Source organism: Bradyrhizobium sp. USDA3516, from assembly GCF_057651995.1.
The window spans coordinates 15,577-34,841 of record NZ_JBYGYN010000005.1; the positions used below are offsets into that span (position 1 = coordinate 15,577).

Annotated in this window: 18 protein-coding genes and 1 pseudogene; 10 read left to right on the top strand and 9 right to left on the bottom strand. The window is 66.0% G+C overall.

Features of this window, described 5'->3' with window-relative positions; translation table 11 throughout:
- Positions 1-25 precede the first annotated feature (25 nt).
- From AC24YW_RS17125 to AC24YW_RS17140, 4 genes are all read right to left on the bottom strand, one after another.
- Positions 26-1,360, bottom strand: a complete 1,335-nt coding sequence (locus AC24YW_RS17125) for a multicopper oxidase family protein (protein WP_487483820.1) — start codon at positions 1,358-1,360, stop codon at positions 26-28.
- 13 nt (positions 1,361-1,373) lie between these two features.
- Positions 1,374-2,798 carry a TolC family protein gene (locus AC24YW_RS17130; protein WP_487483821.1) on the bottom strand — a complete coding sequence of 475 codons (1,425 nt, stop codon included), beginning with the start codon at positions 2,796-2,798 and terminating at the stop codon, positions 1,374-1,376.
- 9 nt (positions 2,799-2,807) lie between these two features.
- A complete protein-coding gene (locus AC24YW_RS17135) occupies positions 2,808-3,089 on the bottom strand; it encodes a hypothetical protein (RefSeq protein ID WP_487483822.1) in 282 nt (93 codons plus the stop codon).
- Between the two features lie 77 nt (positions 3,090-3,166).
- A complete protein-coding gene (locus tag AC24YW_RS17140; protein WP_487483823.1) occupies positions 3,167-3,586 on the bottom strand; it encodes a hypothetical protein in 420 nt (139 codons plus the stop codon).
- Positions 3,587-3,838: 252 nt separating this feature from the next.
- On the opposite strand from AC24YW_RS17140, the gene AC24YW_RS17145 reads away from it, so the two are divergent.
- A complete protein-coding gene (locus AC24YW_RS17145; RefSeq protein WP_487483824.1) occupies positions 3,839-5,026 on the top strand; it encodes an MFS transporter in 1,188 nt (395 codons plus the stop codon).
- Here the strand turns inward: AC24YW_RS17145 and AC24YW_RS17150 are convergent.
- The 3 genes from AC24YW_RS17150 to AC24YW_RS17160 form a co-directional block, all read right to left on the bottom strand.
- Positions 5,023-5,427 (bottom strand): DUF4864 domain-containing protein, encoded by a 405-nt coding sequence (locus AC24YW_RS17150; protein WP_487483825.1) that lies wholly within the window; start codon positions 5,425-5,427, stop codon positions 5,023-5,025. The genes AC24YW_RS17145 and AC24YW_RS17150 overlap by 4 nt on opposite strands.
- Positions 5,428-5,608: 181 nt before the next feature.
- On the bottom strand, positions 5,609-6,421 hold the full coding sequence (locus AC24YW_RS17155) for a nickel-binding protein (RefSeq protein WP_487483826.1): 813 nt from the start codon (positions 6,419-6,421) through the stop codon (positions 5,609-5,611).
- Positions 6,422-6,609: 188 nt separating this feature from the next.
- On the bottom strand, positions 6,610-7,245 hold the full coding sequence (locus AC24YW_RS17160) for a TetR/AcrR family transcriptional regulator (protein ID WP_487483827.1): 636 nt from the start codon (positions 7,243-7,245) through the stop codon (positions 6,610-6,612).
- A 252-nt stretch (positions 7,246-7,497) separates the two neighbouring features.
- Between AC24YW_RS17160 and AC24YW_RS17165 the strand changes: the two genes are divergently transcribed.
- From AC24YW_RS17165 to AC24YW_RS17175, 3 genes are read left to right on the top strand one after another with little or no spacing between them, the layout of a single operon-like run.
- Positions 7,498-7,995 carry a (2Fe-2S)-binding protein gene (locus tag AC24YW_RS17165; RefSeq protein ID WP_487483828.1) on the top strand — a complete coding sequence of 166 codons (498 nt, stop codon included), beginning with the start codon at positions 7,498-7,500 and terminating at the stop codon, positions 7,993-7,995.
- A complete protein-coding gene (locus AC24YW_RS17170) occupies positions 7,992-9,047 on the top strand; it encodes an FAD binding domain-containing protein (RefSeq protein WP_487483829.1) in 1,056 nt (351 codons plus the stop codon). Before AC24YW_RS17165 ends, AC24YW_RS17170 begins: the two co-directional genes overlap by 4 nt.
- The gene (locus AC24YW_RS17175) at positions 9,040-11,301 is read left to right on the top strand and encodes a xanthine dehydrogenase family protein molybdopterin-binding subunit (RefSeq protein WP_487483830.1); all 2,262 of its coding nucleotides are present in this window, start codon (positions 9,040-9,042) and stop codon (positions 11,299-11,301) included. The genes AC24YW_RS17170 and AC24YW_RS17175 overlap by 8 nt, the downstream gene beginning before the upstream one ends.
- Positions 11,302-11,478: 177 nt before the next feature.
- Here the strand turns inward: AC24YW_RS17175 and AC24YW_RS17180 are convergent, their stop codons facing one another.
- On the bottom strand, positions 11,479-12,027 hold the full coding sequence (locus AC24YW_RS17180; protein WP_018646206.1) for a cupin domain-containing protein: 549 nt from the start codon (positions 12,025-12,027) through the stop codon (positions 11,479-11,481).
- Positions 12,028-12,187: 160 nt separating this feature from the next.
- On the opposite strand from AC24YW_RS17180, the gene aptA reads away from it, so the two are divergent.
- On the top strand, positions 12,188-13,516 hold the full coding sequence (gene aptA, locus AC24YW_RS17185; RefSeq protein ID WP_487483831.1) for an omega-aminotransferase AptA: 1,329 nt from the start codon (positions 12,188-12,190) through the stop codon (positions 13,514-13,516).
- A 66-nt stretch (positions 13,517-13,582) separates the two neighbouring features.
- Positions 13,583-14,848, top strand: a complete 1,266-nt coding sequence (locus tag AC24YW_RS17190) for a D-amino acid dehydrogenase (protein WP_487483832.1) — start codon at positions 13,583-13,585, stop codon at positions 14,846-14,848.
- Positions 14,849-14,970: 122 nt separating this feature from the next.
- Here AC24YW_RS17190 and AC24YW_RS17195 read toward each other — a convergent pair whose 3' ends face one another.
- Positions 14,971-15,615: a helix-turn-helix domain-containing protein gene (locus tag AC24YW_RS17195; protein WP_487483833.1), complete on the bottom strand. Its 645-nt coding sequence runs from the start codon at positions 15,613-15,615 to the stop codon at positions 14,971-14,973.
- A 180-nt stretch (positions 15,616-15,795) separates the two neighbouring features.
- On the opposite strand from AC24YW_RS17195, the gene AC24YW_RS17200 reads away from it, so the two are divergent.
- From AC24YW_RS17200 to AC24YW_RS17215, 4 genes and pseudogenes are all read left to right on the top strand, one after another.
- Complete coding sequence (locus tag AC24YW_RS17200; protein ID WP_487483834.1) at positions 15,796-16,554, top strand: ABC transporter substrate-binding protein; 759 nt, start codon at positions 15,796-15,798, stop codon at positions 16,552-16,554.
- A gap of 31 nt (positions 16,555-16,585) precedes the next feature.
- Positions 16,586-17,239, top strand: a complete 654-nt coding sequence (locus AC24YW_RS17205; protein WP_197948930.1) for an amino acid ABC transporter permease — start codon at positions 16,586-16,588, stop codon at positions 17,237-17,239.
- Positions 17,236-17,968, top strand: a pseudogene (locus AC24YW_RS17210) (amino acid ABC transporter ATP-binding protein). Before AC24YW_RS17205 ends, AC24YW_RS17210 begins: the two are co-directional and overlap by 4 nt.
- An 11-nt stretch (positions 17,969-17,979) precedes the next feature.
- The gene (locus AC24YW_RS17215) at positions 17,980-19,263 is read left to right on the top strand and encodes an NAD(P)/FAD-dependent oxidoreductase (RefSeq protein WP_487483835.1); all 1,284 of its coding nucleotides are present in this window, start codon (positions 17,980-17,982) and stop codon (positions 19,261-19,263) included.
- Positions 19,264-19,265: the final 2 nt, after the last annotated feature.

Here is a 19,265-nt window from a genome sequence, read left to right on the forward strand (position 1 = left end):
TCCGGTTGGTGGTTCATCGAAACGCTCACATCTTGTGCTTCATCGGCGTGCCGCCGGATTTCTGCCGCGCCGGCTCTTTGGCGGGTGGGGCGACTTCGTAGGCGACGGTGCCGGGCGGGAATTTGTACGGACCGGGATCGCGGTAATCGTCGCGCGCGAGGTCTTCGCGGATCTTCATCACCGTGAACATGCCGCCCATCTCGATCGGCCCGAACTGGCCGGTGCCGGTCATCATCGGCAGCGTGTTGTCGGGCGCGGGCATCTCCATGTTGCCCATCGCCATGCCGGTCGAGCCCATGGCCATGCCGTCCGGCGCCAGCTTGCCGACGGCCTTGGCGAGGTCCTTGCGCGACACGCCGATCAGGTTGCGCACGTCGTGTCCCATCGAATTCATGGTGTGGTGCGACTTGTGGCAATGGAACGCCCAGTCGCCGGGATTGTCGGCGAGCACGTCGAACACCCTGACGGCGCCGACCGGAACGTCGGTGGTCGTCTCCGGGATCTGCGCGCTCTCTGCAATCCAGCCGCCGTCGGTGCAGGTCACCGCAAAGCTGTGGCCATGCAAATGAATCGGATGGTTGGTCATGCTGAGATTGCCGATGCGCACGCGCACCTTGTCGCCGAGCCTGACCGGCAAGGGATCGATGCCGGGAAAGACCCGCGCGTTCCAGGTCCACATGTTGAAGTCCGTCATCTCGTTGACGTGCGGCAGATAGGTGCCGGGGTCGACGCGATAGGTGCTCATCACGAACACGAAGTCGCGGTCGACGGCGCGGAAACTCGGGTCGCGCGGATGCACGACGAACATGCCCATCATGCCCATCGCCATCTGCACCATTTCGTCGGAATGCGGGTGGTACATGAAGGTCCCGCTCTTCTTCATCTCGAACTCGTAGACGAAGGTCTTGCCCGGCTGGATGTGCGGCTGGGTCAGCCCGCCGACGCCGTCCATGCCGCTCGGGACGATCATGCCGTGCCAGTGCACCGTGGTGTACTCGGGCAGTCTGTTGGTGACGAAGATGCGCACCTTGTCGCCCTCGACGGCTTCGATGGTCGGGCCCGGCGATTGCCCGTTGTAGCCCCACAAATTCACCTTCATTCCTTCCGCGAACTCGCGCACGACAGGCTCGGCGACGAGATGGAATTCCTTCCAGTCGCCGTTCATGCGGAACGGCAGCGACCAGCCGTTCAGCGTGACCACGGGGCGATAATCCGGGCCGCTGGTGGGGTGCAGCGGCGGCTGCATCACCACCTTGTCCATGGTCGGTGCTTCCGGAATCGAGGCGGCCTGAACGCGGCCGCTGATGGCTGAGGCGCCGGCAAGGGCCGCGCTGCCTAAAAATCCTCGACGGGAAAACATGCTGGCCTCCATCTCAATGGCCGCCGGCGACAGGCGCTGCCGCGGCAACGGTGGTTGGATTGTCGCCTGCGGCGGCGGGCAGGCCGCCACCGTTGACGGCGGTCTGCAGATCGGCCTGGGCGAGGAAGAATCTCTGCCTGGCGTCGATCGCGCCGCGCAGCGCCGCGAGGCGCTGCCGCGCTTCGGTGAGCAGCGCGAAGATGTCGACCTGCATGCTGGAGAAGCGCAGCTGCATCTCCTCGGTGATGATCTTGCGCAACGGGATGATCTCGCGCTGATAGTGACCGGCGATGTCGTAAGTGGAGCGATAGACGCGATAGGCGTCGCGCGCCTCGGAGCGCACATTCACGGCCCGCTCGGTCAGGCGGTTGAAGGCGAGGTTGTAGGTCTCGGTGGCCTGGCGCACGCGCACCTCGCCGCCGTCGAAGATCGGAATCTGGAACGTCAGGTCGAAGCCGCGCTCGCGGAACGGCGGCCCTTCCGGATCCTGGGTGCGACGGGAGATGCCGGCGATATCGAGCAGCGTCACGAAGCGTGTCGCCTCGGTGAGATCAAGCGCCTTCGCCAGCGCGGCCAGCTCGAGCCGCGCGATCTGCAGGTCGAGGCGATGCGCCACCGCATCGGCCTCGATCGTGGGGAGGGCCAGCGGCCGGCGCGGCAATGGCGGCAACTGGTTGGGCAGGCGGAAGTCGAGACGGTCGTCCCACAGCCCCATCTGGCGCGCCAGCTTTTCGCGCGCGCTTGCCGCCGCCTGTCGCGCGCCGGCGAGGTCGGCGGTGGTCTCGGCATAGAACACCTGCTCGCGGGCCTGGTCGAGCTTGTTGAGCGAGCCGGTCTCGCCGAGCTTGAGCGCGAGCTGTGCGGTCGATTCCGCCGTCGCCTTCGCGTCGGTCAGCAGTTCCACCATCTCGTTGGCGGCAACCGCGCGGACATAGGCGCGGCGCACGTCCGAGGCGTGCCGCAGCGTCGCCAGCGCGGCGCGCAGCTGCGCGCCGCGGAAGCGTTCCCGAGCGATCTCGGACCGGAACGGCAGGGTGGCGAGCGCGAGGATGTCGCCGACCACCTGGCGCTCGATCTCGCTGGCGCCATTGCCTGTGATGCGCGAGATCGCGAACACGGGATTGGCCGGCAGGCTCTGCTCGACCAGCTCGGTCTCCGCCAGCGCCAGCTCGTTGTAGGCGGCCTGCAGTCCCTTGTTGTTGAGCAGCGCGATCTGCACGGCGGCGTCGACGCTGAGCGTGCGCGAGAGCAGCTGGCGGACGCGGGAATCGACCGCGGCGGCGCCGTCAGCCGAGTGCACGAAGGCGACGTCCTTGTTGATGGTCCGGCTCGTCAGATCCGAGACCGCGCTCATGCCGCTGTCGGGCGAGAACGCGGCGCAGCCGGACAGTCCGAGCACGGCGAGCACGAGCAGGCTCCGCGCAACATGCTGTGACATGGCGCGCTCCTACCGCTCTTGCTTCGGCTGCGGCGTCACCGCCTCGTTGCGGCCGCGCCAGGGAGCCGGCGTCGCAGGCCGCAGGCTGGTATAGGGCGCGATGGTCGAGCGATAGCCGACGGGGGCTACCTTCGCCGCCGGATCGGCGGGATCCGCGCTGGCCATGTGCGTCGTTGCCGGCATGCAGCCGGACAGCGCCGGCGCGGAAAAAGCCAGTAGCAGCCAAATGAAACGTGAGTGTCGATCACCCACCGCAGATGCGGCGGATTTCGCCCCGGAAAGCGCGAGCATGTCCTAAATCCCGATCTGAAAGACCACAGGTTCGCGCGCGCAAAAGCGCGCTTCGAAACCGAAACCGTCGTGTCAGATCAGGCGATGGGAGGGCGGTAGTGCTGGGGCGGCGCGGCGCTGTGCAGGCTGGGCACGATCTCGGGCGCACAGGTCGACATCGGCCGGACCGGCGTGGCGACGCTGGGCAGATCGGCCGGCAGTGCGCTGACGCACATCATCGCACAGCACGGGCCCACTGTTCCCTTGCCGTCGTGATGATTCGGAAGAGGCGCGTCCTTCGCCGCGGTCTGCGAAGGGGGCGCCGCATGCTGGTGCGGAACATCGCCATGCGGAACATCGCCGTGGCTCGCAGCCATATGGTGATGCACCGGAACGGAGTCGGCCAAACCCTCGTCGCCAAGGCAGGGCGCAGCACTACCGAAGGCAAGGCTTGCAGCCGGCGCGAGCACGCAGAACAGATAGGCGAGGGCGACGATCCGCCCCACCCTGATCCGCATCGATCGTGTCAAACGCAGCAACATCCCGCCAATGGGCTCCTCGCGCGGCAATGTTGCACACGCTGATTGCAAACTAGTGTCAAAACGCGCATTCGCCAAGCGCCTTCTTACCGCAGTGCACAGCGCATGCCCAATATCGCGGCGTGCTGCTTGACCCTGTGGCAACCCGCGGGCCATGTTCCCGCCGTGCACGCGCCCAATCATCCCGGCCAGACGCCTCATTCATTCAGCCCTGATTCGCGTCAGGCCTGGATGCGGCTGGTCATTGCGCTTTTGATCGGCTCGATCGGCGCCGTCGGCATGTGGGCCGTCGTTGTGGTGATTCCGATCGTGCAGGCCGAATTCGGCGCCACGCGCGGCGCGGTTTCGCTGGCCTTCACCATGATGATGTTCGGCTTCGGGCTTGGCGGCGTGATCGCGGGCAAGATCACCGACCGGTTCGGCATCGTGCCGGCGATGGCGATCAGCATCGCCTTTCTCGGCGTTGCCAATGTGCTCGCGGGCCTGTCGGGCCAGCTCTGGCAGTTCGTGGCGGCTTATTTCTTCATCGGGCTCGGGACGTCGGCGACCTTCGCGCCGCTGATGGCCGAAGCCTCGCACTGGTTCGAGCGCTATCGCGGTCTTGCGGTGACCATCGTCGCCAGCGGCAATTACGTCGCCGGCGCGATGTGGCCGCCGATCGTGAGCTGGGGCACGCAGGAGATCGGCTGGCGCTACACCCATATCGGCATCGCCGTCGTCTGCGCCGGCCTGATGACGGTGCTGGTGCTGATCCTGCGCGCGCAGATGGGCCGCGACACCGTGCACGATCATGCCAATGCGCCGCCGCCGCGGGTCGACCTCAGGCTGTCGACGAATACGCTGACGGTGCTGCTCTCGATCGCCAGCATCTCCTGCTGCGTGGCGATGGCGATGCCGCAGGTGCACATCGTCGCCTATTGCGGCGATCTCGGTTATGGCGTGGCGCGCGGCGCCGAGATGCTGTCCCTGATGATGGGCTGCGGCATCATCAGCCGGATCGGCTCGGGCTACCTCGCCGACAAGATCGGCGGCATCTACACGCTGCTGGTGGGATCGCTGGCGCAGGGCTTTGCGCTGGTGTTCTATCTGTTCTTCGACAGCCTGACCTCGCTCTATCTGATTTCCGCGATGTTCGGCCTGTTCCAGGGCGGCATCGTGCCGAGCTACGCCATCATCGTGCGCGAGGCGATGCCGGCGAGCGAGGCTGCGACCCGGGTCGGCATCGTGATCTTCGCGTCCGTGTTCGGCATGTCCTTCGGCGGCTGGGTGTCCGGCGTCATCTTCGACGCCACCGGCTCGTATGCCGCGGCCTTCACCAACGGCGTCGCCTGGAATGCGCTGAACGTCGGCATCGTCGTACTGCTCTTGATCCGCGCGCGGACGGGCTCGGTCAAGGCCGGGCCCGGTTTCGCGACTTAAACCGCCTGTCCTGCCTTGAGCAGCGAGCATCCGGTGATCTTGTAGCTGCCGTCGCCCTGCTGCTCGAGCGTGTAGAGTGCCACCCAGGCCTCGCCATTGGCATCGACGATATGGACGCGCTGGGCGATCCAGGTGCCATCGCTCTTACTCTCGCCGAACTCGAAACTCTTGTGACGATAGACCGGCGCGTAGCCGTTTCGCACCATCGACATGAAGATGTCGGGTGCGGGGAAGATCTCCTTGATCGCCGGTGCCGCATAGGAATAGGCCGCCGCCGCATCGTCGCGAACGAAGGCCTGCTCCTGGGCGCGGATCACGCTCTGGGCCGCCGCGACATCGCCGGCGAACGCTGAATGATGACAGGCAACAATGAGAGCGACCAGCAAGGCTGCGATACGCATGACAGGCTCCGCGTCGATATCCCGGCGGCGATCGTAGCACATCTGCTGCGGCCGGCGTGGACTCGTGAATCACACGCTTGGCCTGGGTGCTCCAGATGCCCGCTCCGCCCTCAGCAGCGGCACAAAAATCGTCGAAGGTCGCCGATGGGCCAAGCGCAGACGTCGCTGGAATTCGCGAAAGTTAACGCCATTCGATTCCGTATGCATCAATGGGCTGCTGAAAGCCTTTGAGCTGGTGGGCACCCAAACTCGACACTTGCACGCGATCCCGGATGCAATCCTGTACAGCCTTTGACACGAGAATAGCATCCGGTTCGGCCAACTGACACAAGCGTGCGGCCAGTTGAACGGTCGCACCGAAAAGGTCGTTGCTGTCAGCAATCGGTTCACCGACATCGATGCCAATTCGCACCTGAAGCTTCTCCTTGCTCGCTAGATTAAAGGCTTCAAATGCGCGCTGGATGGCGCGGGCGCATTGCACAGAGGCAGCGGCGTCGGCAAAGGATGCCATGATACCATCGCCGGTGTGCTTCACCACATGCCCGCCCTCGTCCTTCAAGGCCCGGCGCACCAGCGCGTCATGAGCCCGAACCATCTCCACTGAACGGGCATCGCCAAGACGCGCCGTCATGCTGGTAGAGCCGACGATGTCGGTGAACATGATAGCTCGCAGCGCCGAATCGAATTTGACATCGTCTGCCGCGCCGCTAGGTGCCGGGTCGGATACCCTCCCCAGAAAGGCCTGGACCGCCGAGAGGTCCACTTCGATGACATCTTTCGCCACGTCGCCGTGAGCTTCGTCATGAACCCTCATCGCCGTTCGGATATCCGGTGCGTCAATGAGGCAGAAGCCCGTACCGCGCGATTCATCAAACCAGTACGTTAGAAAACGAACGCCGTATCCATCTTGCACTTCCAAATCTTTGCGATGCGCCTCGGCGATATCGGCAGCGGTTAGCCCCGAGAGATCGTGTCGGTCAAGGAAGATTGGCATTGGCAGCACCCGATCCAATTCTTCGAAATATGGCCTGAAGTCTGCACCAAGTTTGGAGTTCCCGAAAGTGCCAATCCCCGCGTCCTGATGTCCGCCGCGCGCCACAAGCCGCAATGCTCAGGCCGATCAGCAGATTTTCCGCTCGGCCTTCAGGAGTCGAGATTCCTTCGACTATGAGTCCACACCGCCTACCGCTTCCGCTTCGCGGGCTTCGTCGTCTTCGACGTGCGCGCCCTGGCCTTGCTGGGCGGCGGCGTGCGCAAGCCGTCCACGAACACGTCGAGCAGGCGCAGCGCGGTTGCCTGCCAGCCGGGCTGGTCGTGCACGTAGCACATGCCGAAGAAGGCGCGCAGCAGGTCCTCCGGGCTGATGTCGGCGCGCATCTCGCCGGCTGCGACCGCCCGGTCCAGCAGCGAGCCGATCGCCTTGGTCAGACGCTCGAAGGAGAAGGCATGCAGCTCCGACCCGCTCTGCACTGCGAGCGCCAGCGCGGCCATCATCCCCTTCTTGGTCGCAACGAACTCGACCCCCGAGCGTAGCCAGCGCCGCAGCGCCTCGACCGGATCCTTGGCATTCTTCAGTTGCTCGGCCAGCTCGCTGAGCTGCTCGACCTCGCGCCGATACACCGCCTCGAACAGGGCCTCGCGCGTCGGAAAATGCCGATACAGCGTGCCGATGCCGACGCCGGCGCGCTTCGCCACCGCTTCCAGGCTCGCCTCCGAGCCGCCCGCATTGAACACGAGCTTCGCCGCTTCGAGCACGCGCTCGCGGTTGCGCACGGCATCGGCGCGGGGTTTGCGGCTCTGGTCGGTGTGGTCGTCCATGCCGCGCAATGTAGATCACGAATTGGTTAGATTGAACCCTCGCCGGACCCTTAGCTAGCTGCATCGCGTTGGTGGCGCACGCGCTTTTGACGAATTCCAGATTCTTTCGCACCGCCCTTGTTAAGCGGAGGCAGCCTCCGTATCTTCGATCGAGCGCCGGCCGCATCGTGATCGGAAGGCGCGCAATCGACAGCGGCCACGGCGGTGGCGCGCTGCGCGATGACTCATGTCCAAATCTGATCGGAGCCTTGTATGAACCACTCCATCAGCCTCACCGTGAACGGTGCGCGGCGCGACTTCGTCCTCGACGATCCGCGCGTCACGCTGCTCGATCTCCTGCGTGAGCGCCTCCATCTGACCGGAACCAAGAAGGGGTGCGACCGCGGCCAGTGCGGCGCCTGCACCATTCTCGTCGACGGCAAGCGCATCAACTCCTGTCTCGCGCTCGCCATCAGCCACGACGGGGCCGACATCCTCACCATCGAAGGCCTCGCGCGCGGTGACCAACTGCATCCGGTGCAGGCGGCCTTCATCGCCCATGACGGCTTCCAGTGCGGCTTCTGCACGCCCGGCCAGATCATGAGCGCGATCGGCATGATCGGCGAAGGCCAGGCCGGCAACGATCCCGAGCGCGTCCGCGAATGCATGAGCGGCAATCTGTGCCGCTGCGGCGCTTACGTCGGCATCGTCGATGCCGTGCTGGAAGCGCAAGGACAGATGGACGAGACCAATCAGAGGCGCTCCGCATGAAACAATTCGATTATGTCAGGCCGGCGACGGTTGCTGAAGCCGTTGCGGCGGCGGCCCAGCCAGGCGCGGTCTTTCTGGCCGCCGGCACCAACCTGCTCGACCTGATGAAGGGCGGCGTCAGCCGTCCGGACCGGCTGATCGACGTCACGCATCTCGATGGCCTCGGCGGAATCGAGACTCTCGCGGACGGGTCCTTGCGCATCGGCGCCTTGGTGCGCAATGCCGATCTCGCCCATGATGCGGAGTTCGCGCGGTCCTATCCGGCGGTGGCCGAGGCGCTGCTTTCCGGAGCGTCGGCTCAATTGCGCAATGCCGCCACCGTCGGTGGCAATTTGTTGCAACGGACGCGCTGCGCGTATTTCTATGACACCGCCAGCCGCTGCAACAAGCGGACGCCGGGCTCCGGTTGCGACGCGCGCGAGGGCGACAACCGCAGCCATGCCGTGCTCGGCTGGAGCGAGAGCTGCATCGCCACGCACCCTTCCGACTTCTGCGTGCCGCTGGTCGCGCTCGATGCCATCGTCGAGATCGAGGGCAGGGGCGGCCGGCGCGAAGTCGCGCTCGACGAGCTGCACCGCCTGCCGGCCGATGCGCCCGAGCGCGAGTCCGTGCTCGAGCCCGGCGATCTCATCGTCGCGGTGCGCCTGCCGCCCGCTGCGCGCGGCTTTGCCGCGCATGCGCGGTACCTCAAGGTCCGCGAACGCACCTCCTATGCCTTTGCCGTCGTCTCGGCCGCTTCTGCGCTGCGGATCGAGAATGGCAGGATCGAGGAAGCACGGCTCGCGCTCGGCGGCGTCGCCGCAAAGCCCTGGCGCGCCCGCGCCGCCGAAGACGTCCTCAAGGGCGTCGCGCCGACCACGGCCGCGTTCCAGGAGGCGGCCCGGCTTGGGCTCGACGGCGCCAAGCCGTCCGGCGACAACGCCTTCAAGATCGAACTCGCGCGCCGCATCGTCGTGCGCGCGCTGACCTTGGCCGCCGCCGGGACGCCTGCGCGTATCCCCGCGTTGCCGGCCTCTCCCTTCGCCTCGACCTCCGGAGCCCTCCATGTCTGAGCTCAATTTGACCAGCGCTCCCGCCCATCTCAGGCACGGCTCGAATATCGGCCAGCCGCTGACCCGCCGTGACGGCATTCTCAAGGTGACGGGACAGGCGACTTATGCCGCGGACAATCATCCGCCCGGCATGCTGTTTGCGGTGATGGCCGTCTCCAGCGTTGCGCGCGGCCGTGTGGTCTCGCTCGATGTCGCTGCCGCAAAACGCCATCCCGGCGTCGTCGACGTCATGACGCCCGATCACAAGCCAGCGCTCGCGATCGACCCCGACATCAAGACCAATCCGTTCGTGTTCCGGATGGAGGTGCTACAGAGCAACGATATCCGCTACGCCAGTCAGGCGATTGCGGTCGTGATCGCCGAAACCTTGGAGGCCGCGACCGAAGGCGCGGCGCTGCTGGCCCCGCGTTTTGAAGTGCAGCCCGCGCTGGTCGGACTCGATGCCGGCGAAAGCTTCGTGCCGCCGGTCGTCGGTGTCGGCAATCCCACGGAAGGCCACCGCGGCGATGTCGAGGCGGGCCTCGCCGCGGCCGACAAGCAGATCGACGCAACCTACGAGACGCCGCCGCAATATCACAACGCCATGGAGCCGCACGCGATCGTGGCGCGCTGGGAGGGTGACGAGCTCTTCCTCGACACCCCGAGCCAGGCCATGGTGATGGCTCGCGGCCGCGTCGCCGAGCTGTTTGGCCTCGCGCCGGAGAAGATTCATATCCGTAGCCCGTTCCTCGGCGGCGGCTTCGGCTCGAAGGGCTTCCTGACCGGGCCGCAGATCCTCGGCGTGATGGCGGCGAAGCTGGTCGGCAAGCCGGTCAAGCTGGTGCTGCGCCGCGAGCAGATGTATGGCCCGGTCGGCCACCGCGCGCCGACGCGCCAGCGCCTGCGCCTCGGCGCCGACGGCGAGGGACGCCTGACCGCGCTCGATCATCACGCGCGAACCGTGTCGAGCACGTTCGACGATTTCTACGAGCCTGCCGCTGATGCCTCGCACACGCTCTACGCGGCGCCCGCGATCCGCACCTCGCACGATGCCGTGCGCGTCAACTCCGGCACGCCGCTGTTCATGCGCGCGCCGGGCGAGGCGACCGGCTCGATCGCGCTCGAGAGCGCGATCGACGAGATGGCCTGGGCCTGCGGCATGGATCCGCTCGCCTTCCGTCTGAAGAACTACGCCGAGGTCGAGCCGATGACCGGGCGGCCTTTCTCCTCCAAGGCGCTGCGGGCCTGCTACGAGCAGGGCGCGGCGCGCTTCGGCTGGGCCAAGCGTCCGCTGCAGCCGCGGCAGATGCGCGACGATGCCGGTCTGCTGGTCGGCTGGGGCATGGGGACAGCGACCTTCCCGGCGCTGATGTTCCAGGCCGAAGCGCGCGCGGCGATCCGCCGCGACGGCTCCGGCGTGATGGAGATAGGCGCGCATGACATGGGGCAGGGCGCCTGGACCGCGCTGGCGCAGATCGCGGCCGATGCCGTCGGCCTCGACATCGACCGCCTCGACTTCAAGTCGGGGACATCGGACCTGCCCGACGCCGGCATCGCCGGCGGCTCGGCGCACACGGCAACGGCAGGCGCTGCGATCCACAGCGCCGGTGCAGCCGTGATCGGAAAGCTCGCCGATCTCGCCACCAACGACGAGCGCTCGCCGCTGTTCGGCGCCGGCAATGCCGGCGTGATCGCGCGCGACGGCAGGCTGATCCGCCGCGACGACGAGAGCCGCAGCGAGAGCTATGCCAAGATTCTCGCGCGCGCGGGCGTCGCCGAGATCGAGGCCCGCGGCACCGGCGCGGCGAACCCTGCGGCGATGGAGCAATATGCGATGCATGCCCACGGTGCGGTGTTCGCCGAGGTGAAAGTCGATCCCGAGCTCGGCCAGGTCCGCCTCGCCCGGATGGTCGGCGCCTTCGCCGCCGGGCGCATCATCAATCCGCGCATGGTGCAGAGTCAGCTGTTCGGCGGCATGATCTGGGGCCTGTCCTTCGCGCTGCACGAGGCGGCCATCACCGACCGCCGCAGCGGACGGATCATGAATGCCAATCTCGGCGAGTACCATATCCCGGTTAATGCCGACGTGCCGCCGCTCGACGTCATCACGGTCGAGGAGCACGATCCACACGTCAATGCGCTCGGCATCAAGGGCGTCGGCGAGATCGGCATCACTGGCAGCGCCGGCGCGGTCGCCAACGCGGTCTGGCACGCCACCGGCGTACGTGTCCGTAACTTTCCGATCCGGATCGAGGAGTTGCTGACGCAGGGTTGAAGCACGTTGAAATGAGGCCAAAGCGCTGCAACGATGGGAATTGCGCTCTCTCTCCCGCTTGCGGGAGAGGGTGTCTCCGCAATGGGACAATCCCCCAGAGGAAAGAGCTTCACCCTCGCGACCTCTCCCGCAAGTGGGAGAGGTGAACGAGCCGCGCCGGGTGCGCCGATCTCGCCGTTAGAACGTCGGCGGCGTGCAGGCCGAGATCACCTCGCACGGCTTGCCGCCCACGCAGCGGAAGCGATGCGGGCGGCGGCTCTCGAAATAATAGGCATCGCCGGGATTGAGGATGCGGCGCTCGTCCTCGACGGTGACTTCGAGCTTACCCGAGATCACGATGCCGCCTTCCTCGCCGTCATGGACGAGATGAACGCGCCCGGTGTCGCTGCCGGGCTCGTAGCGCTCCTTCAGGATCTGCAGGCTGCGGCCGAACAGATTGTCGCCGACCTGCCGGTACGAGATCGGCTTCTTGCCGACCTCGGTGAGCTCCTCGGCACGGTAGAAGATCTTGCGCCTCGACTCCGGCTCCAGCGCGAAGAACTCGGCGAGCCCCATCGGGATGCCGTCGAGAATGCGCTTGAGCGCGCCGACCGACGGGTTCATCTGATTGGATTCGATCAGCGAGATCGTCGAATTGGTGACACCGGCGCGCTTGGCGAGCTCCCGCTGCGACAACTTGTGGCGCGCCCGGATGAATCGCAGCCGTCCACCGATGTCGACGCTCATGTCCTGGTCCTTGCCCTGATCCCGTGTTGCAGGTGTTGCGGATCGCGCAAATATGGACCGGCAGCCCCAGTCAAATCAATGGCTTGCAGGTCACCAGAAAAGGACTTGTTGCGCTTTGCAAGCCATGGCTCAGCTATTGCGTCAGCAAAGGAGCGCGGCCGTGACCCTTCATCAGATTCCGAACACCATCAAGACCGATTCGTACTGGATGCCGTTCACGGCCAACCGGCAGTTCAAGAAGTCGCCGCGCCTGTTCTCCTCGGCCGAGGGCATGTACTACACCAGCGTCGACGGCCGAAAGGTGATCGACGGCTCCGCCGGGCTCTGGTGCGTCAATGCCGGCCATGGCCGCAAGCAGATCGCCGCCGCGGTCGAGCGCCAGCTGATGACGCTGGACTTCGCGCCGTCGTTCCAGATGGGCCATCCGCTGGCATTCGACTTCGCCGAGCGTCTCGCCGAAATCGCGCCCAAGGGCCTCGACCGCGTCTTCTTCACCAATTCCGGCTCCGAGTCGGTCGACACCGCGCTGAAGATCGCGCTCGCCTATCACCGCGCCAACGGCCAGGCCAGCCGCACCCGGCTGATCGGCCGCGAGCGCGGCTATCACGGCGTCGGCTTCGGCGGCACCTCGGTCGGCGGCATGGTCGCCAACCGCCGCGCCTTCACCACCCTGCTGCCGGGCGTCGACCACATCCGCCACACCCATGATCTCGCCCGCAACGCCTTCGCCAAGGACCTGCCCGAGCACGGCGCCGAGCTCGCCGACGATCTCGAGCGTCTGGTCGCCCTGCACGGCGCCGAGACCATCGCGGCCGTCATCGTCGAGCCGGTTCCCGGCTCGACCGCGGTGCTGCCGCCGCCGAAGGGCTATCTCAACCGCCTGCGCGAGATCTGCGACAAGCACGGCATTCTCCTGATCTTCGACGAGGTCATCACCGGCTTCGGCCGTCTCGGCACGCCGTTCGCCGCCAATTTCTTCGGCGTCACGCCTGATCTGATGACGACGGCCAAGGGCATCACCAACGGCACCGTGCCCTGCGGCGCCGTGTTCGCGAGCCGCAAGGTGCATGACGGCATGATGACCGGCCCGGAGAACCAGATCGAGCTGTTCCACGGCTACACCTATTCGGCGCATCCGGTGGCCTGCGCCGCGGGCATCGCGACGCTCGACATCTACAAGGATGAAGGCCTGCTCACGCGCGGCGCCTCGCTCGCCGAATACTGGCGCGATGCGCTGCATTCGCTCAAGGGTCTGCCGAACGTCGTCGACATCCGCAATTGCGGCCTGATGGGCGCGGTCGAGCTCGCGCCGCGTGGCGGCGTGGTCGGCGCACGCGGCTACGACATGCTGGTCGAATGCTTCAACAGCGGCCTCTATCTGCGCACCGGCGGCGATTCCGTTGCGATGTCGCCCCCGCTCATCGTCGAGAAGAGCCATATCGACCAGATGATCTCGATCCTCGGCGACGCCATCAAGAAGGTGGCCTGATAATTGCTCTCGCCGCTAGCGAGTTGTGTCCTTGCAGCGGCGAGCGCCGCGGGAGTTTGACGAAGCGTGAAAGTTCTGATCCTCGGCAGCGGTGTCATCGGTGTCACCTCTGCCTACTACCTCGCCCGTGCCGGCCATGAGGTGACGGTCGTCGACCGTCAGCCGGAGCCGGCACTGGAGACCTCTTTCGCCAATGCCGGCGAGGTGTCGCCCGGCTATTCCTCGCCCTGGGCCGGCCCCGGCGTGCCGGTGAAGGCGGTCAAGTGGCTGTTGATGAAGCACGGCCCGCTTGTGATCCGGCCGAAGCTCGATCCGGTCATGTGGGTCTGGCTGCTCAAGATGCTGCGCAACTGCACCAGTGCGCGCTATGCGGTCAACAAGAGTCGGATGATTCCGATCGCGGAATACAGCCGCGATGCGTTGCGTGATCTGCGCCGCGACATCGGCATCCAGTATGATGAGCGGTCGCAAGGCACGCTGCAGCTGTTTCGCTATCAGGCCCAGCTCGACGGCACGGCCGAAGACATCGCCGTGCTCAAGCAATACGGCGTTCCCTTCGAGGTGCTGAGCCGCGAGGGCTGCATCGCCGCCGAGCCGGCGCTCGGCGGTGTGAAGGAGAAGTTCGTCGGCGGGCTTCGCCTGCCGCAGGACGAGACCGGCGACTGCCACATGTTCACGCAGGCTCTCGCCAAGCATGCCGGGGCGCTCGGCGTGCGCTTCCTGTTCAACACCTCGATCGACCGCATCGTCACCGACGGCGCGCGCGTCAGCGGTGTCGCGACCAGCGCCGGCCTGTTGCAGGCGGACGCTTACGTGCTCGCGCTCGGCAGCTGGTCGTCGCGGCTCGTCGCGCCGCTCGGCATCTCGCTGCCGGTCTATCCGGTGAAGGGTTATTCGATCACGGTGCCGATCAAGGACGCCTCCGGCGCGCCGGAATCGACCGTGATGGACGAGAGCTACAAGGTCGCGATCACCCGCCTCGGCAATCGCATCCGCGTCGGCGGCACCGCCGAAATCTCCGGCTATTCGGACAAGCTCTACGACGCGCGCCGCGCCACGCTCGATCATTCGCTGACCGACCTGTTCCCGCGCGGCGGCGATCTGTCCAAGGCGACGTTCTGGAGCGGCCTGCGCCCGATGACTCCGGACGGCCCGCCGGTGATCGGCCGGACGCACTACGCCAACCTCCACCTCAACACCGGCCACGGCACGCTCGGCTGGACCATGTCCTGCGGCTCGGGCCGCGTGCTCGCCGACATGCTGTCGGGCAAGAAGCCGGAGATCGACGTCAGTGCGTTGTCGGTGGAGCGGTACAAGCACCGGTTCGGGTGACGTTCTATCGGCTCGTCATTGCGAGCGTAGCGAAGCAATCCAGTATCTCTCCGCGGAGACAGTCTGGATTGCTTCGTCGCAAGAGCTCCTCGCAATGACGGCTGTTGACGTTGCGAACAGCGCTACCCCGCCCCCGTCACGCAATTCACCCACAGCACCACGGCCTTCGCATCCTGCGCCGGGTTGGAAAAACGGTGCGGCCGTCGGCTCGCGAAGCGAAAGCTGTCGCCGGTTTTCAGCGACCACGTCTTGCTGTCCACCGTCAGCATCATCTCGCCTTCGAGCACGAGCCCGGCCTCTTCGCCGTCATGGGTGTAGAGCTCATCGCCCGTGGAGCCGCCGGGCTCCAGATGCACAAGGAACAGATTGAGCTTGTTGTCGCTGCTGGCCGGGCTCAGCAATTGCTTGGACACGCCGGTGCGCCACAGCTTCAATTCCGGCCGCTGCAGTCCGCGCGTGACCACCTGATCCGATCCGCCGTCGGCGCTCGGGCTCGCGCCGAACAGCGCGGCGATGCCGACGCCGAGCACGTCGGCGAGCGTCGCCAGCACGCGCAGCGAGGGCGAGGACAGCCCGCGCTCGATCTGGCTGAGGAAGCCGATCGACAGCTCCGTGCGCGCGGCGACCGTCTCCAGCGAGAATTGCCTGACCCGCCTGAGATCCCGGATGCGGCGGCCGACTGCGACGTCCATCGCCGGCTCGGCCGCTTTGGCTTTCACCTTGGCCGGCTTCATCTTGGCCGGCTTTGCGGCGGCCGGTTTGCGCATTCTTTTGCCACCGCTCACGTCAAACCGCTTCCTTCATGTGCATGAAAACCGCTTGCATCGTCCGTGAAAGTGTGACCAAATTTTCATACTGGTGAAAATAGGCCGAAACGGGCCGGCCCGCAACGTCTGATCGCGACATGCGCGCGTGCCGCCGTCGGCCAAGCCCAAGAGGGGGATGCGATGAAGCGTTTTGTTCGGGCCGCAGTTGCGGCGCTCGCCATTGCCACAGCCGTGCCGGCTTCGGCGCAACAGGTGCTGAAGGTCGGATCGACCCCGACGGGCATTCCCTTCACTTTCCTCGACACCAAGACGAACAGCATCCAGCGCATCATGGTCGATCTCATCACCGAGGTCGGCAAGGATGCCGGCTTCAACGTGCAGATCGAGCCGATGCAGTTCTCGGCGCTGATCCCGTCGTTGACCTCGAGCAAGATCGACATCATCGCGGCCGCGATGTTCATTACGCCGCCGCGCAAGGAGGTCGTCGACTTCTCCGATCCGATCTACAGCTATGGCGAGGGCCTCGTGGTGCCGAAGAGCGACACCAAGGCTTACGCCACGCAGGAAGATTTGAAGGGCGAGACCGTCGGCGCCCAGGTCGGCACCGCCTTCGTCGACGCGCTGAAGAAGACCGGCCTGTTCGCCGAGGTCAAGGCCTACGACACCATTCCGGACATCCTGCGCGACGTGAACACCGGCCGCCTCAAGGCCGGCTACGCCGATTATCCGATCCTCGCCTACAATCTGAAGCAGGGCGGCTTTCCCGAGGTGCGCCTGGTCGACGGTTACAAGCCCGTCACGGTCGGTTCGGTCGGCATCGGTGTGCGCAAGGGCGAGAGCGCGCTGCTCGGCAAGATCAACGCCTCGCTGGCGAAGCTGAAGGCCAACGGCACCATCGACAAGATCCTCGATAAATGGGGTCTGAAGGCCCAGGGATGATCGTCAGCGTCTGACCGATGAAGGCTGCCCGATGAAAGGCTTCTGGCGCGATGCCGTCGAGTTCTTCCCGATCTTGCTGAACGGCGTCGCACTGACGATCGTCGTCACGGTGGGCTCGCTGCTGCTCTCGACGGTGCTCGGCCTCGTCTGGGCCATGATGCGGGTCTCCGGCATAAGAGCGCTGTCCATGCTCAGCGCCAGCCTGATCAACGTGATCCGCGGCATCCCGATCATCGTGCTGTTGTTCTACCTCTACTTCGTGATGCCCGATCTCGGCGTCACGCTCAGCGCGTTGCAGGCCGCGATCCTTGGGCTCGGCATCGCCTATTCGGCCTATCAGGCCGAGAACTTCCGCGCCGGCATCGAGGCGATCGACAAGGGACAGATCGAGGCGGCGCAGTCGATCGGCATGGGCTGGTGGCTCACCATGCGACGCGTGGTGCTGCCGCAGGCCGTGCGCATCGTGCTGCCGCCTTACGGCAACGTCATGATCATGATGCTGAAGGATTCCTCGCAAGCCTCGACCATCACGGTCGCCGAGCTCGCGCTGCAGGGCAAGCTGATCGCGTCCTCGACGTTCAAGAACACCAGCGTGTTCACGCTGGTCGCGCTGATGTATCTCACCATGAGCATTCCGCTGATCCTCTTGGTCCGTCACTTCGAAAAGCGGGCCGGCAAACGATGATCGAGCTGAGCGACGTCCACAAGAGCTTCGGCCAGGTCGAGGTGCTCAAGGGCATCACGGCCTCGGTCGAGAAGGGCGAGGTGGTCTGCATCATCGGCCCCTCCGGCTCCGGCAAGTCGACCATCCTGCGCTGCATCAACGGTCTCGAAAGCTACGACCTCGGCGAAATCAGCGTCGAAGGCTTGAAGGTCGATCGCGACGCGCCGTCGATCGTGAACATCCGTACCCAGGTCTCGATGGTGTTCCAGCGTTTCAATCTGTTCCCGCACCGGACGGCGCTGGAGAACGTGATCGAGGGTCCGCTCTTCGTGAAGAAGGAGCCGCGCGCCCAGGTGCTGGAGCGCGGCCGCGCGCTGCTCGCCCAGGTCGGGCTTGCGGAAAAGGCTGACGCGCATCCGCCGCAACTCTCCGGCGGCCAGCAGCAGCGGGTCGCCATCGCGCGGGCGCTCGCCACTGCAGCCCAAGGCCATCCTGTTCGACGAGCCGACCTCGGCGCTCGATCCCGAGCTGGTCGGGGACGTGCTCGGCGTGATGCGCAAGCTCGCCGACGACGGCATGACCATGGTCGTCGTCACCCACGAGATGGGCTTTGCCCGCGATGTCGCCGATCGCGTTCTGTTCATCGACGGCGGCGTCATCGTCGAGCAGGGGCCGGCAAAATCGGTGCTCAATCAACCGCAGCACGCGCGGACGCAGGATTTCCTGCGCCGCGTGCTGCATCCGCTCTGACCGGACTTTCCATGACGCGCCTGCCTCTGCCGCCCTCGCTCTATGCCGACACCGCCGTGGCGCCGGTTGCCACGCCGCCGCTCGATGTCGACAGAAGCGTCTCGGTCGCGATCGTCGGCGGCGGCTACACCGGCCTTTCCACCGCGCTGCATCTGGCCGAACAGGGCGTCGAGGCGCTGGTGCTGGAGGCGCAAGAGCCGGGCTGGGGCGCGTCCGGCAACAATGGCGGCCATACCAATCCGGGCCTGAAGCACGATCCTGATCAGATTGAAGCCGACTTCGGCGTCGAGCTCGGCCGCCGGATGATCGCGTTCGCCTACGGCACGACCAACTTCACGCATGATTTGATCCGCCGCTACCAGATTCCGTGCGAAGCGCGGCAGAACGGCACGCTCCGCGCTGCCTACAATGGGAGCAGCGCCGCCGCGATCGAGAAAACCGCGCAGCAGTGCATCCGCCGCGGCATGCCGGTGACGTATCTCGATCGCGAGCAGCTCCGCGAGATGACGGGCACCGACCGCTACGTCGGTGCGATGCTGGATCCGCGCGGCGGCGATCTGCATCCTCTGAGCTACGCCCGCGGTCTTGCGCGCGCCGCGATTTCGGCCGGCGCGACGGTTCATGGCGAGACGCCGGCGTTGTCGCTGCGCCGCGACGGCACGCGCTGGCGCATCGAGACGCCGCGCGCGGTGGTTCATGCCGACAAGGTCCTGCTCGCCACCAACGGCTTCACCGACGATCTCTGGCCGGCGCTCCGCCGCACCGTCGTGCCGGTGTTTTCCTCGATCGCCGCCACCGCACCGCTGTCCGACGCAGTCGCCCGTTCGATCATGCCGACGCGCCCCGTCCTCTACGAGAGCGGCCACATCACCGTTTACTACCGCATCGATCAGCAGAATCGCCTGTTGATGGGCGGCCGCGGCCCGATGCGCTGGATCAAGTCACCGCATGACGTCGCCTATCTCATGCGTTATGCCGAGCGGCTCTGGCCGCAGCTCAAGGGCGTCGCCTGGACCCACGGCTGGAACAGCCGGCTCGCCATCACCGGGGATCATTATCCCCATGTGCACGAGCCCACGGAGAACATCTTGATCTCGCTCGGTTGCAACGGCCGCGGTGTCGCGCTCTCGACCGCGATGGGCGCGCAGCTCGCCCGCCGCCTGATCGGCGGCGCAAGGGCCGAGATCGACATGCCCATCACGGGCATCAAGCCGATCCCGATGCACGCATTCTGGCCGGTCGGCGTGACCACCGCCGTGATCGCGGGCCGGGTGCGGGACCGGCTCGGAATTTAGCC